Raw genomic sequence first — 14,263 nt, forward strand, 5'->3', positions numbered from 1 at the left:
GACGAAGAAAACCTTCATATTCGATGCAAAGCAAGAGGACTACAGGTAAGCAATAAAAAACACGGCTAATGCCCTTCTACCGGCATAGGCCTTGCAGTGTCCCTATACAACAGCAAACGCCCCGCTTACTCGAAGGAAGCAAGACGTACCATGGCCCGCACCCTAGCACTTCATCCACACCGCCCTCAACACGATGAAACCAAAAGCGACTGGAAACTATGGGAAGCCGACATACTGGTTGAATACGGGCTAAATCACCACTTTGTCACGGTTTATAACCCAACCAGCGGCGATACCTCGCAAAGTTTTATTCACGGCTTTGACCTAAAAAACTCTCTTATTCTTCTAGACGGTCTCTACCCACGGCCGACAAAGCACCTACAAAGCCGCAACCCTTTGTGGCTACAGATCCCATGCACTCACGGCTTCTTTAATCTGCAGGTAAGCTTGGTGGAAACTGACGGTTATCGGGGCAGTGAATTGCTCACCGTAAAGGTCTTATCAACCGAGCTGAGCCATAACCGACGATGGAACACCCGTGTGTATTTTGATGCCCGTCAGGGACCAAAAGTAGAGCTGCAATTGGACCTTCAACCGATACAAACAGCCTTCATTTCCAACCTCAGCCGAAAAGGCGCTCTACTCGAAATTTACGGTAAAGATATTAAAAACGCTCTGAACCCTAAAAAAGTCATTCGCGGGTTATTTTGTTTTAATCAGCAATTCCAACTGTCACTCGAGGCGTCGGTCAAACAGTGCCGATTCTTACGTACCCCCTGCTGCCATACCCAGCTTCGTCTGCAGTTTAATTTGCCTAACGATGAGCAACAGGCCCAACTGGAAACCTTTATCGATGCGATAGCATCGCCTCACAGCTTTGGGAGTTTTTCAAGCTCCAACGATCAGCATAAATTTGCTGTAGCCTAGCGCTCTATGTCGTTACAATGCACGGCAAAAGACTTACAGGCGACAGGTAATCTATGTCACTCAGCCAAGAGCAAATTCTAGAGATTGATAAAAACCATATTTGGCATCCTTACTCTTCCATCAATTCCACTCAGGAACTCTACGCGGTGGAGTCCTGTTCCGGCGTTAGTATCCGCTTGAAAGATGGGCGGGAACTCATTGATGGTATGGCCTCCTGGTGGAGTATGATCCACGGCTACAATCACCCCGAACTAAATCAGGCCATTCACAGGCAACTGGAAAGCACCGCTCATGTTATGTTCGGTGGTCTTACCCACGAACCGGCAGCGCAATTGGCGCAAACACTTGTCGAGATTTCACCACGCGATTTGGAACAGGTTTTCTTTTGCGATTCCGGCTCGGTAGCCGTAGAAGTGGCGTTAAAGATGGCCGTTCAATACTGGCACGCCAAGGGACTTCCACAGAAACATAAAATCCTCAGCCTTAGAAGCGGATACCACGGTGATACGTTTGGCGCGATGTCTGTCTGCGACCCCGAAACCGGTATGCATCAACTTTTTAATGGCGTGCTCGCCGAACAGTTATTTAGTGAGGCTCCAGGTTGTAAATTTGATCAACCCTGGGATGATCGATATATCCAGGATATCCAGCAGCAACTTGAGCAACACCACCAACAGTTGGCGGCTGTAATTCTAGAGCCCATCGTGCAGGGTGCCGGTGGAATGCGTTTCTACTCGCCGGAATACCTGCGCAGAGTAAAACAACTATGTGCGCATTTCGATGTTCTCTTGATTGCCGACGAAATTGCCACCGGTTTTGGCCGCGCAGGAAAACTCTTCGCCTGTGAATTTGCCGACATATCACCAGATATACTTTGCCTCGGTAAAGCCTTAACCGGCGGTTACCTCACGCTGGCAGCAACACTTTGTACAAACGCAGTAGCCGAAACCATCTGTGCGGGCGAAGCCGGTTGTTTTATGCATGGCCCAACATTTATGGCAAACCCGCTGGCCTGCGCAGTGGCAAACAAGAGTATCGAGCTGTTACTGAAGAGCCCCTGGCAAGAAAAAATTCGTGATATTGAAAAAGGCTTGCGCGGCGGCCTAGCGCCCTGCTCCGAATTACAATCCGTTGCAGATGTCCGCTGTTTAGGCGCCATTGGTGTTGTTGAAATGAAAGAACCGGTGGATATGGCCAGGATTACACCGGCATTTGTGCAACAAGGTGTGTGGGTAAGACCTTTCGGCACGCGGGTCTATGTTATGCCTCCCTACTGCATAACGACAGAGCAACTAACAACCTTGACCGACGCGATTTTTCAGGTGCTTAGCCATCATTAGAAAGGTTGTTGCTCCTGCCCTCACGGGTTGCAGGAGCAATCAAGGTCGTAAACGGCGATAGCTGTTCTGCCTTTGTTAGTGTAGGTTAAAGAAGAACACAGGCTACGCAATAAAGGTATACCCTGGGAAAGCCTATTACCGCCAGTTTCACCTTCACGATTAGCTTTTTCGCAATCAAATCCATCGCCACTGTCCGTAATTTTTAACTGTAGTTTATTGAGTGTTTCGCGCAGGTAGCGTATTTCAATATCGATAAACTCACCATCAAGCGATTGCAATCGTTGCTCACGCTCTCGCGAATAGGCTTCAATGTCTTCGTCAGAATTTTTTAGCGCTGCCCCCAGGCGCAACACCCCGCGCTCAAGGCTATTACTATACAGCTCGCTGATAATGGTAGAAATCCTATCCAGATGCGGCTCAATACCTCGAACCCCGGAAACAAACGCTATTATCTGGCTCACAATACTCGCGTCACCCAAGTCTTTTCCTTCGATCCGTAGAGAAAAACTCCAGGGTAAAGAGTCTGCGTTGAGATACCGCGCTCCAACATCAATTACCTCTCCAGTTTTCTGTGAGCGATGGACAACCTTGCCTCCCGTAATTTCGGCCATGGACATATCATCGGATTGCTCTCCCCCTTCATTAAACTGACTAACCGCCCGAGTGACATTTTCAACAACACGGTCCCCACCGGCGAGAATAATCTCCTCCAAACGCCCCAGGCCAAACGCTTCTCCTGAAACGTTTACCGCCTCATTCACGCCATCGGTATAGACGTAAATTTTATCACCCCCCTTTATTTTGAGTTTTTGAAAGCCATCATCAAAATCGGCCACCGATAAGATACCTAATGGCATATGGGTCGCTTCAATTTTTTCCAGCTCACCTGAGCCCCGGCGAAAAACAAGCAGATCATTCATCCCGCCCGACCAGAAGGTCACTTCTACACCGGTAGAATCCAAGTGCATAATGGTGGCACAGCAAAACATATTGGTGGGAAGAAGTTCAAACAAGCGTTCATTCAACTGGACAGCTATTTTCGAAACACTGACTTGCTTCGCAACCAGATTATTAAATACTTCGGTAACGGGAAGCGAACCTATTGCCGCCGCCAAGCCGTGACCGGTAAAATCGCCGACAATCAAATACACTCCACCACTTGGGGAAGCGGCACTCAATACCATATCACCATCAAACATAGAGGCGGGCGATGTATAGGTAACAATATTGTCACAACGGGTTTTACTGCGCTGATTTCCACGCGCAAAAATATGCTCAACAATCGTGTGTTCCCGCTTCATTAACCGCTGGTGGTACAACAGTGATTTATTTGCCTGCTGCAAACGGGAATACAAACCTCGCACACGATCATGGGCATAAATTTTTGCCAACAATACATTTTCATTTACGGGTTTTGGAACAAAATCATCTCCACCGGCACCCAAACAACTGGCGATAACATCACTATCATCAAGTGCGGTAACAAAAATAACAGGTACGAAACGATCACCGCTTTCAGCCTTAATAATTTTTGTCGCCTCCACACCGTCCATTACCGGCATATTAATATCCATCAAAATCAACTCAATAGATTGATCCTTTCGATAGATCTCACAGGCTTCTTTTCCATTTTCAACTTCAACGCACTCATGCCCTTCATCATTCAAAATAAACGTAAGGAGATCCCGGTTGTAGGCATGATCATCGACGATTAAAATTTTCATTTAGACACTATTGCGATAATAGATTGATAGGTTGTTTGTGGCGTGTGTTCATCATTATCTGGTTTGTATACAAACGAGATATTAACAACTTTCATCTTTGCCTTGCGGTAGTGTTTTGATTTCTATTCCAGACCTTACACAGAGCGATAACGTCCTCCCCCATGGAGACTTGGATGGCCGAATATCACGCCAATAACCACTACCCCCAGGCAGAAACGGAAGAATTCGCTACGATTATGGCAAGATACAGTAACAGCGATTAAGGTGCCGGATTTGACACAGGACTTCCCAGCGGCATCCCTCGCTGGCGATCTAAAGCGTATTGAATTACAACAACATGTTTAAGACTAGACGCTGCATACCCGATATGCCAGCGAGGAATTTTGCGAGCACAGGGTATTTAATGAACTTACTGACAAACAGCCGCACCTGATGACTGTGTCGCCAGGAGGGAAAGGGGGATCACATAGCGCCAATACCGATAGCGTTGCGCACCTTGGTCAGCATTGGAGCGCTAACATCGCGCGCTTTTTCAGCACCCTGCTGTAAAACTTTTTCAATGCTGGAGGTATCTTCCAACAATTCGTTATAGCGTTCACGTGCCCCACCGATTTCGGTGTTGACCAATTCAAACAACTGTTTCTTGGCTTCACCCCAAGCAATGCCTTCTTCAAACTGCTTTCGCATCAACGCTGTTTGCTCTTCATTGGCAAATGCCTGCCACACCTGAAAAACGGTCGAGGTATCGGGGTCTTTGGGTTCGCCAGGCTCAAGTAAATTGGTTTTAATTTTGTTGATATGCTTACGTAACTGCTTTTCCGTTAAGAACAGCGGGATGGTGTTATTGTAGCTTTTACTCATTTTGCGTCCATCCAAGCCCTGTAACACAGCCACGGAATCATCGACAACGGCTTCGGGCAACGCAAACACTTCTCCAAAACGATGATTAAAACGACCGGCAATATCGCGGGCCATTTCCACATGCTGTATTTGATCCTTACCGACAGGAACACGATTCGCGTTGAACATTAAAATATCCGCAGCCATTAATACCGGGTAACTATAGAGACCCATGGTGATGCCAAAATCCGGATCCGCGCCTTCTTCCGTATTGTTCGCCACAGCCGCTTTATAGGCGTGCGCGCGATTCATCAAACCCTTTGCTGCCATACAGCTCAGAATCCAACTTAACTCCGTAATTTCAGGGACGTCGGACTGTCGGTAAAATACGGCTTTCTCTGTATCCAACCCCAACGCAAGCCAGGTAGCAGCCACTTCTTTGGCCGACTGACGGATCAGCTCAGGCTGATGGCACTTAATAATCGCGTGCAGGTCGGCAAGAAAATAAAAGGGCTCTGTGTCCCCAGCCTGACTGGCCTGAATGGCCGGGCGAATAGCGCCCACATAATTGCCCAGATGAGGGGTACCGCTGGTTGTAATGCCGGTAAGAACGCGTTTAACAGACATAGTTGATCCAATCGTTATTAGTAGTGCATGAAAAGGTCATCAAAATCGACCGGGCGCTAATATACCATGCACACGCGAGGGGGCCACCCGCAATCGCACATCCCCGCATGTCCATATCCAAAAACCAGTTTGTATTGAGCTGCCACAAATTACAGGCCGCCGCTAGGCCTTGAAAACTCGGCAAACAGTGCGCTGTACCGAGCCTGCAGCTGCGACCAGCTTAACGCCTGTAAATTTGGGGGGGCAGGTAATTCGGCATCCGATGCTAGACGCTCATAATATTCGATAATCTTGGCCGCACAGGCAGCACTCTCAGATTCCACCGCCCCATGCGTTTGAGGCTGGTTATTTTCAAAGTGTGACGTATAACGAAAAGATGGAGGAAACAGCTCTCGGTAGGCCAATCGGTCCGGCACCAAGGGAATACATCCGGCCGCCACGGCTTCCAGTACGGATAATCCCTGAAAATCATGCAACGCTGTAGACAGCACCAAATGACAACGCTGCAGCAATTGCATGTAGTCGGACGGATTGTCCAGATAACCCCAATGCCCCAGCCAATTGCGTTCGGTTAATAACTGGTGAATATCGCTAAATGCCTCAGGCTCCCGGCGAAACTGTTGGCCAATGATATGAAGTTTCAACTGTAATTGCGGCGGCAACGCCTGTAAACAACCCAGTAATTTCTGCGGCCCCTTGTCATACTCCCAACGATGATTCCAAACAATTTCCAATGGCGGTTTGTACCCCGCCCGGTTCACTCTAAAGGTATTTGGCTCCAATGGCACTGCAAGCACCTGAGATTTCACACTGAGCGATGCAGTCACCCCCTTGGGTACAGCATCGGGCATTTTACTTAAAAGCTTATCGACACCCAGCAAAAACGATTCGCGGTTGTAATCAGTATTAAACACCAGTGCATCCGCCGCCAACGCGGAATACAGGTTGACCATTCTCGGTTCCAGCGCATATTGCTGATGCTCAGATACGGGGTAGGCGAATTGATTTTCGTGAAAATAGAGGATGCTGGGTGTACGACTCAATTCCGGCACTAAACCTTTAAGAGTGCTCAAATCAACCATGGATGTCGCCAAAATCAACTGATACGGGCGTATTAACGTGTCCCTTTCCCCTAACGCCCAACTTAAACTATTACCGCGGATACGCCAGTTAAAATAACGAGCGGGCAGCTGTAAACTTGTCCACTCGCACTGATCGCAATGCGCCACCACCCCCTCTCGCCAGCGTCGGTGACTATCGGCATCATAAGCAGAAAGGAGTAAATTCGTCATAGGAGAGCGCCGCAAGCCGAAAGAGTGAATTCTATTCAGACTTGCGGGTATTAAACAATAAGGCTGTTTTTTATGATGATTGAGAGGCGTTTTTAAGGATTAAGGCATCGAATCCCGCCTGACATAAGAGGTGTGCAGCAATATCCGCACGGCTACCAGCGTCGTCCGGCACGATGTAGATATTGGTGCGTCCCAGTTCTGAGAGCGAACTTCGCAGACGTGACAATGGAATATTAATGGCCCCTGGCATATGGTGAATGCGGTACTCCATGGGCATTTTTACGTCGAGTAATTTATAGGGCTTATCGAGTTTTTCCAAACTCTGATCTTCCACGTAACGCACGACCGGTGCTTTTAACAAGGCATTGAAGTTTTCTGCATTTAAACGTTTTAAGCGCCCACTGGAAAGCATTTCTACAGAGGCATTACGAGGCGTATCCCCAAGCAATGATTCCTCACCAAAAAACTGCCCGGGATGAATCACTAAATCGACACTATCCGATCGGTTATGCACACGCGCACTGCCGGACACTAACACGTAAAAATAATCGCCGCGTTCACCTTCTTTAATAACGGCTTCCCCCTTTTTCAGGGAAACATCTTCAAAGCGTAAAAAGAGTTCCTGCACCTGAGTAAGCGGCACTTTGGAAAACAGCGGCGCCTGCAGCAGTGCTGCCATCCAATCTCCTCCCTCTTCACCCAATTCTTCGACCTCAAATTCTCCTGTAGAGTATTCAAAATCGTCGAAATTATCGGCAACTGCCGACTGGCTCCATGCCGTTATCCGATCGAGCGATTCAGCATCGATACTAAATACCCGAACCGTCGGTGATTTTGCGACCGCAGAGCAAAGTGTGGGGGAATCGGGGTTGAGCGTATTGTTGGCGGTAGCGGATTGTCCTAATACGGTAGAAACGTAAAAAGCGCTGTTAATCAAATCTACTTGTCCGTCCAATAAATAGAATTTACTGCTCACAGCACGGCCGCGTTTAAACAGCATCTGGCCTTTTCCGTATTCCTGTACCTCAATTTTTTCGAGTGCTTCCTTTAGGTAATCATCCTCCAATCCATTGAAGGGGATAAAATTTTTAAGAGTTTGTATATCTAACATCTAGTGCCCTCGTTATTTGTCCGCATTTTGCACGAAAGGACCGAGCGGAACTGAGTCTGGAATCACCCATTTGGAGGAACTGCACCGCAAACCTAACAGATAAAATATAACACTTTACGCGCCATTCAACTACAAAGTCATAACAGAAGTCACAGTTTAGACGCAACGGGAAGTGACGCTCTACTCAAAAAACGCACGAGCAATTCTTGCATCAAGCTCAAATCCCGCTCTCCGGCCAACTCTCGAACAGAATGCATAGCAAAAGTGGGCACGCCAATGTCCACCGTTGTAACCCCAACGCCCGCTGCAGTCAGCGGCCCGATGGTACTGCCACAGCGCATGTCCGCGCGAGTAACATAGGTTTGCAGCGGAATTTCGGCTCTATCTTCTGTGGCTTTTGCCAACCAACGAACCAAAGCCGAAGTCGAACTGCTAGTAGCATAACTTTGATTGGCGTCAAACTTGACGACCGGGCCACAGTTCAACAGGGGACCGTGTTTGTCGTCATGCTTTTTAACGTAATTGGGGTGTACTCCGTGAGCATTATCCACCGAAAACATAAGTGATCGACGCAAGGCCATTTGCCGTTGTTCACCGCTCGGAAGCAGACGGTCAATAACTTCATCCAACAAAGGCCCCTGGGCACCCACATCCGTATTGCTGCCCACCTCTTCGTGATCGTTGCAGATCAATACACTAGTGTGCTCGTCTGAAGCATTGATAAGCGCCTGAAGTCCAAGATAGCAGCTAAGCAAGTTATCCAATCGAGCACTGGCAATGAATTCGTCTTTTAATCCTATAACGGCCGGTGACTGGGTATCGTAAAAACTTAGATTATAATCGAGTACCTCCTCCGCATCCGCGTCCTCCAGCATAGACAGTAATAGTGAGCGGAAGCTAACGTTGTCATCAGCCTGATACACGACCGCATTCATATCAGTTTGCGGGTTAACACTACGATTCTGATTAGCTTCTCTATCCAAGTGAATCGCCAGACTGGGAATGCAGGCCACAGGCTTTTTAAAATCAATTAGCGCGGCTTTTAATCCACCACTTTTTGTCAAATAGGATACTTTACCCGCGATGGATAGATCCCGATCAAACCAGGGGTTAAGTAAAGCACCACCGTACACTTCTATACCTAGCTGCCAATATCCTTTCACGTTAATTTCAGGTACGGGTTTGACTTTAAGGCAAGGGCTATCGGTATGAGCACCAATAATGCGGATACCCGTTTCCTGCGGTTCGCCTTGGCCCTTCACAAACGCCAAGATGGAACTACCACCACGAACAACAAAATACCGTCCGCCCAAGGTTAAATCCCAACGCTCAAGTTCATCCAACTCGGTAAAACCGGCCGTAACCAATAGACTCCGTAAACTTAATGCGGCATGAAACGGAGTCGGCGACGCCGCAATAAAATCCAATAAACCAGTGGTAATTTTCGAGGACGACATAGAGTTTCTCTATAGAATAAACACAATTAACAACGCGCCAAGCAACAAGCGATACACCACAAACGGCATCATACTCAGCCGATTAATAAAGCTTAAGAAGTAATGTATACAAAGGTAAGCACTGATACCCGAAAGCGCAACACCTAATATAATAGAAAACCAATCCACTCCAGCAGGCGCCATTGCCAACTCCAAGCCTTTATAACCGCCGCTAAGAACGATAATTGGAATTGACAGCAGGAAAGAAAAACGAGCGGCATCTGTACATTTAAAGCCGAGGAAAAGTGCTGCTGTGATCGTAATGCCAGATCGAGAAGTCCCGGGAATAAGCGCTAGCGCCTGGGCTAATCCAATAATTAGCGCTGCAACCAGCGTTAACTGAGCCAATTCTTTTATCCGAGAAGGGAGCCTGTCTGCAACTGCCAGGATAATACCGAATACAATGGTAGTTGTGGCGATAACGGCTGTAGAGCGCAAGTTAGCCTCAATAAAATCACCCAAAAACAAACCGACCAAACCTGCAGGAATTGTAGCTGCTGCAATATACCAGGCAATTCGACCATCAACGCTCAACCCTTTCCCTGCCACCGATTGCAACCAGCCCCGAATAAGTGCAGAGATATCCCGGCGGAAATACATAACCACCGCCAACAATGTACCAACATGGACCGCAACATCGAAAGCTAATCCCTGATCAGGCCAGCCAAGGATTTCTTTGGGCAAAATAAGATGTGCCGAACTGGAAATGGGCAGAAACTCGGTAACTCCCTGAATCAAAGCCAAAACGATGACCTGAACTAAATCCATATGGCTGTCTCTATTTTTTTATTGGTTAAACATCCGATGTGCGAATGCGCTGGCGTTTTTGCCACGTTACTTCATTACGTAAATAGATGGGCTCGATAGCGGCTATGGAAAAGTGATCCAAACTTCCCGCTTTTTTTATAATTTGATTTGCCAGGGTTAGCACAGCATTGGCATGAGGTTTAAATTCGGGCTGAAGTACGGATACCTCCAGGCCATTCAACTCCTCTACAGTCCAACCATGCCCAATTGCAACAACAGACCGAGCCTTTCCTACTTGCTCCAATTGTTTTCGAAGAACTTCTGGCGAGCTCACCTGCGAAATAATTTTTTCTGAAAAACTGTCTTGCTGCGATAAATAGGCTGCCCAATACACTTCTCCCATTCGGGCATCCAACGCCGGCACATAAATAGCGCTGCCATCATCTCTAGATTGATCTCTATATCCCTGCACCATAACCTCAAGGGTGTTTACACCCACAATCGGAAGGTTTGCACCATAGGATAGGCCCTGCACAATGCCCAAACCGATACGAATACCGGTAAACGAACCCGGCCCGCGAGCCACTGCAATAGCATCAAGGTTGTTCAGCGCTATGCCTGCCTCTCTTAAAACTTCGTCGATAAGAGGTAATAGCTCTTTGGAGTGGGATTTGGGGGTGTCACAGTAGCGGCTAATAACTTGCTCCCCGTTATTCACGGCAACAGAACAAACTTCAGTGGAGGCATCTAACGCGAGGATTCGAAGCATAACTAATGGTCACTTCTTAAGAGGTAATTAAGGGCAGGCGCGTATTTTCCAATTCGTGTGAGCAGAACGCAAACAAAAAATCCCCCGAAAATTGCTTTGCGGGGGATTTTATCGCGACCTTATTAAGCTGGATTAAGCTTGCTTAGGTGGACGACCGCGGCGCTTGGCACCAGCTTTCGCAGCTACGGGCTTGGCAGCAGCCTTCTTTGGACGACCGGCACTCTTAGCCGCAGGGGTGGGCTTAGTCGCTACGACTTTTTTTGCCGCAGGCTTGGCTTTGCGAGCTGGTTTTGCCTTAGCTTTAGCTTTAGCAGCAGCTTTTTTGGCAGCAACAGCAGCTTTGAGTTTGGCGCTCTTCTCTGCCGCTTTAACTTTAGCTTTGGCTTTCTTGTCTGCAGCAGCAACTTTAACGGCCAGTTTTTTCTCAGCAGCTTTTACTTGCTTGGTATTAGCAGCAGTACGCACTTTGCTCCAACGAGCAGTGAAAGCAGCAGATGCTTTAGCAAGGTCAGCTTCAGCTTTTGTAGCCAGACCGACTTTCAATGCCTCAACTTTAGCGGTAGCAGCCGCTTCAGCAGCTTTGGCTGTCGCCAAAGTTTTAGCTGCAACCAAAGCACGCTTAGCTTCAACCGCAGCAACTTTTGCAGTAGCCGCCTTATCAGCAGCCTTGGCAACAGCGCCAGTAGCAGTAGCCGCTTTACGTACGTCAACAGCTTTTTTGGATTTTGCAGCTACAGCTTTAGCTGCTGCTGCTTTCTTACGAGCCTCAGCTACAGCATTAGTCGCTACTACCAGAGTTGCAGCAGTTTTATCTGCTACACCTTGTATTTTTGCCAATGCAGCATCTACAGCAGGAGCTGCAACTTGCTTAACAGCTGGACGGCCTGCTTTTTTAGCAGCGGCTGGACGGCCACGCTTAGCCGCTGGACGACCTGCTTCTTTTGCTGCGGCTGGACGGCCACGTTTTTTGGCAACTATTGCCATAGAGAGTTCTCCTCATTAATTCTGTTTATAACCTTGATTCTTAACTAACTCATTTAGCGCGAATCAAGTACATAGCACCCTTAATATAAAAGACGCTTGTGCGCCTGCTGCGGAATACTATTTTATCTCTTACACATTTGCACGTTTTTGCGGCTAAATTTGTTTAAAAAAACGGTTTTTTATTGATAACACAGGAATAAATTGCATTTTTTTGTTAGCGAGGGCCTGTGGCAATAAATTTATCTTAAATTTATTGCCACTACCGATACAAAAAATATACGGTTTCCACCTCCTTTTTACTCGCTTCACTATTGCTGAGGCGCAAGCGAGCGGCAATAAATTGCTAGCAAACCATCTCTCGATAGTTCTGCGCTATCTTAAAAAGATCAAAGAAAAATAAATTTTCCAGAACAACCGTGCGTACGCCCTTGATCCCACTCTTGTCTAACACAAGTCTGAAGTGCGGAAAAATTTCAACAACACAGATCCAAAGGTGGTTCAATCGGACAAGTACAACTCCAGAAACATACACCCGACAGTCACTGGAGATCTGTAGGAACGAGTTTTTGGGTAAAAAAAAAGCCTCTATTGAGGCTTTTTTCAATAGCCATTAATTCAATGGCTTTCTTTAGGTCAGAAACGTTATTTTCCCAGCACCCTTAAAACACTGTTTTTTATGTCTTCCAAGCTGCCTACACCGTTCACTTGAGAATAGCGCACAGAGGCATTTGGATTATTCGCTTCCTGATTTTGATAATAAGCAACAAGCGGCTCCGTTTGCTGGTGATAAATTTCCAGGCGATTACGTACCGTTTCTTCTTTGTCATCTTCACGCTGAACCAAAGGCTCACCGGTTTCATCATCAAGACCTTCCTGCTTGGGAGCGTTATGAATAACGTGATATACGCGACCAGAGGCTTCATGTACACGGCGACCACCTAAACGCGAAACGATTTCGTCGTCTTCTACAAAAATTTCCAGGACATAATCTATATCAATCCCTGCGTCACTCAATGCTTCAGCCTGTGGAATAGTACGAGGAAATCCGTCAAACAGGAAACCGCCCTCACAATCGTCCTGGGTTATACGCTCTTTTACCAGATCGATAATAATCGCATCGGAAACCAAGCCGCCCGAGGTCATAATATCTTTAACCTTCAACCCCAAAGGCGTACCTGCTTTAACGGCTGCTCTGAGCATATCGCCCGTTGATATTTGCGGGATACCAAAGGCTTCCATAATAAATTTGGCTTGTGTACCCTTACCTGCTCCGGGCGCACCCAATAAAATTACCTGCATTATTATCCCCTTGTTGAATAATAGTTTTTCGTATGGAAATTCTGTAGGACTTGGTAGCAAAGCTCACCAAGATCGGCAATATTTTGACTTTTGACAGATGTGTTCGTTAATCAACCGAAAATCGCCCCGGCGGGCTAATAAGCATTCAATATGCGCTAACATTGACCACTATAAAAATGAAGGCGTTACGATACACGCCACCCCCAAGGGAAACAAGAGAGGCAGCGCAAAATTCATCCAACTTATGGGGCTTTGGGTTAATCTGCTTTTCAGGCCTAAATATTTTTAGCCTGACTCCAAAAGGTTTCCATGCTCTCCAATGTAGCATCCTCCAAACTCGAGCCCACCTTTTGCGTTTGCTCTTCAACATAGTTAAAGCGCGTTTCAAACTTCTGATTTGCATGCCGCATAAGTTGCTCGGCATCCAGCTTTAGGTGACGCGCCAAGTTTACGCAGGAAAACATAACGTCTCCAAGCTCCTCGGCAATTCTTGACTCGTCAGGTTGGCCCGCTTGGAAGACCTCATCTAACTCCCCCATTTCTTCCTGCAGTTTAGCCATTACGTCTTCAGTTCTGGTCCAATCGAAACCGACTTTCGCCGCCCGCTTCTGCAGTTTTTCGGCACGCTTTAGTGCAGGTAATGATCTGGGAACATCGTCTAACACCCCTTTCTTTCCCTTCTCTCCGCGCTCTTGCTCCTTTATTCTTTCCCAGGAGGCTTTTATTTGCTTCTCGTTTAACTCTCCCTCATCACCGCGCTGACTTTGTAATGTACCATCGGGGAAGACATGGGGGTGACGACGAATCAGCTTGGCTGTAAGCTCATGGACAACGTCAGAAAATGACCACCGCCCTTCCTCCTTCGCCAACTGCCCATAAAAAACGACCTGGAAAAGTAAGTCTCCCAACTCTTCTTTTAAATGATTCAGGTCATTTAGCTCTATGGCATCCACAACTTCGTAAGCTTCCTCGATAGTTGAGGGCGTAATCGATAAATAGTCCTGTTTTACATCCCAGGGGCAACCCGTTTTCGGATCACGCAGTCGGGCCATTAAATACAGCAGATCATCAATAAGGTATTGTTCACGCGCCTCCGGTTTCAAGTGG

The 14,263-nt window shown here is 47.3% G+C and carries 12 protein-coding genes; 2 read left to right on the plus strand and 10 right to left on the minus strand.

The annotated features are described in order from the left end of the window. Positions 1–150 precede the first annotated feature (150 nt). Both H5715_RS09345 and bioA read left to right on the plus strand, forming a co-directional pair. Positions 151–927, plus strand: a complete 777-nt coding sequence (locus H5715_RS09345) for a hypothetical protein (RefSeq protein ID WP_075185568.1) — start codon at positions 151–153, stop codon at positions 925–927. A 53-nt stretch (positions 928–980) separates the two neighbouring features. After that, positions 981–2,267, plus strand: a complete 1,287-nt coding sequence (bioA, locus tag H5715_RS09350) for an adenosylmethionine--8-amino-7-oxononanoate transaminase (RefSeq protein ID WP_075185569.1) — start codon at positions 981–983, stop codon at positions 2,265–2,267. A gap of 20 nt (positions 2,268–2,287) precedes the next feature. Here bioA and H5715_RS09355 read toward each other — a convergent pair whose 3' ends face one another. From H5715_RS09355 to mazG, 10 genes are all read right to left on the minus strand, one after another. After that, a complete protein-coding gene (locus H5715_RS09355; RefSeq protein WP_075185570.1) occupies positions 2,288–3,991 on the minus strand; it encodes a SpoIIE family protein phosphatase in 1,704 nt (567 codons plus the stop codon). A 462-nt stretch (positions 3,992–4,453) separates the two neighbouring features. After that, positions 4,454–5,458 carry a tryptophan--tRNA ligase gene (locus H5715_RS09360; protein WP_075185571.1) on the minus strand — a complete coding sequence of 335 codons (1,005 nt, stop codon included), beginning with the start codon at positions 5,456–5,458 and terminating at the stop codon, positions 4,454–4,456. Between the two features lie 149 nt (positions 5,459–5,607). Next, positions 5,608–6,750 (minus strand): tRNA-queuosine alpha-mannosyltransferase domain-containing protein, encoded by a 1,143-nt coding sequence (locus tag H5715_RS09365; protein WP_075185572.1) that lies wholly within the window; start codon positions 6,748–6,750, stop codon positions 5,608–5,610. Positions 6,751–6,820: 70 nt separating this feature from the next. After that, the gene (locus H5715_RS09370; RefSeq protein ID WP_075185573.1) at positions 6,821–7,861 is read right to left on the minus strand and encodes a cyclic nucleotide-binding domain-containing protein; all 1,041 of its coding nucleotides are present in this window, start codon (positions 7,859–7,861) and stop codon (positions 6,821–6,823) included. A 149-nt stretch (positions 7,862–8,010) separates the two neighbouring features. Continuing rightward, positions 8,011–9,318, minus strand: a complete 1,308-nt coding sequence (locus H5715_RS09375; protein ID WP_075185574.1) for a M18 family aminopeptidase — start codon at positions 9,316–9,318, stop codon at positions 8,011–8,013. Positions 9,319–9,327: 9 nt separating this feature from the next. Then, complete coding sequence (locus H5715_RS09380; protein WP_075185575.1) at positions 9,328–10,125, minus strand: undecaprenyl-diphosphate phosphatase; 798 nt, start codon at positions 10,123–10,125, stop codon at positions 9,328–9,330. A gap of 25 nt (positions 10,126–10,150) precedes the next feature. Continuing rightward, entirely contained in the window at positions 10,151–10,873 is a 723-nt protein-coding gene (tsaB, locus tag H5715_RS09385) for a tRNA (adenosine(37)-N6)-threonylcarbamoyltransferase complex dimerization subunit type 1 TsaB (protein WP_075185576.1), read from the minus strand. Positions 10,874–11,005: 132 nt separating this feature from the next. Further along, entirely contained in the window at positions 11,006–11,857 is an 852-nt protein-coding gene (locus H5715_RS09390; RefSeq protein ID WP_139309775.1) for a hypothetical protein, read from the minus strand. Between the two features lie 642 nt (positions 11,858–12,499). Next, on the minus strand, positions 12,500–13,156 hold the full coding sequence (adk, locus tag H5715_RS09395) for an adenylate kinase (RefSeq protein ID WP_075185577.1): 657 nt from the start codon (positions 13,154–13,156) through the stop codon (positions 12,500–12,502). Between the two features lie 275 nt (positions 13,157–13,431). Next, positions 13,432–14,259, minus strand: a complete 828-nt coding sequence (mazG, locus tag H5715_RS09400) for a nucleoside triphosphate pyrophosphohydrolase (protein ID WP_281388206.1) — start codon at positions 14,257–14,259, stop codon at positions 13,432–13,434. Positions 14,260–14,263: the final 4 nt, after the last annotated feature.

This window comes from Teredinibacter haidensis, assembly GCF_014211975.1.
GTDB classification, from domain to species: Bacteria; Pseudomonadota; Gammaproteobacteria; order Pseudomonadales; family Cellvibrionaceae; genus Teredinibacter; species Teredinibacter haidensis.

Coding starts and splice junctions, on each gene's coding strand:
- H5715_RS09345 (WP_075185568.1), top strand. CDS start 151: ATGGCCCGCACCCTAGCACTTCATCCACACCGCCCTCAACACGATGAA.
- bioA (WP_075185569.1), top strand. CDS start 981: ATGTCACTCAGCCAAGAGCAAATTCTAGAGATTGATAAAAACCATATT.
- H5715_RS09355 (WP_075185570.1), bottom strand. CDS start 3,991: ATGAAAATTTTAATCGTCGATGATCATGCCTACAACCGGGATCTCCTT.
- H5715_RS09360 (WP_075185571.1), bottom strand. CDS start 5,458: ATGTCTGTTAAACGCGTTCTTACCGGCATTACAACCAGCGGTACCCCT.
- H5715_RS09365 (WP_075185572.1), bottom strand. CDS start 6,750: ATGACGAATTTACTCCTTTCTGCTTATGATGCCGATAGTCACCGACGC.
- H5715_RS09370 (WP_075185573.1), bottom strand. CDS start 7,861: ATGTTAGATATACAAACTCTTAAAAATTTTATCCCCTTCAATGGATTG.
- H5715_RS09375 (WP_075185574.1), bottom strand. CDS start 9,318: ATGTCGTCCTCGAAAATTACCACTGGTTTATTGGATTTTATTGCGGCG.
- H5715_RS09380 (WP_075185575.1), bottom strand. CDS start 10,125: ATGGATTTAGTTCAGGTCATCGTTTTGGCTTTGATTCAGGGAGTTACC.
- tsaB (WP_075185576.1), bottom strand. CDS start 10,873: ATGCTTCGAATCCTCGCGTTAGATGCCTCCACTGAAGTTTGTTCTGTT.
- H5715_RS09390 (WP_139309775.1), bottom strand. CDS start 11,857: ATGGCAATAGTTGCCAAAAAACGTGGCCGTCCAGCCGCAGCAAAAGAA.
- adk (WP_075185577.1), bottom strand. CDS start 13,156: ATGCAGGTAATTTTATTGGGTGCGCCCGGAGCAGGTAAGGGTACACAA.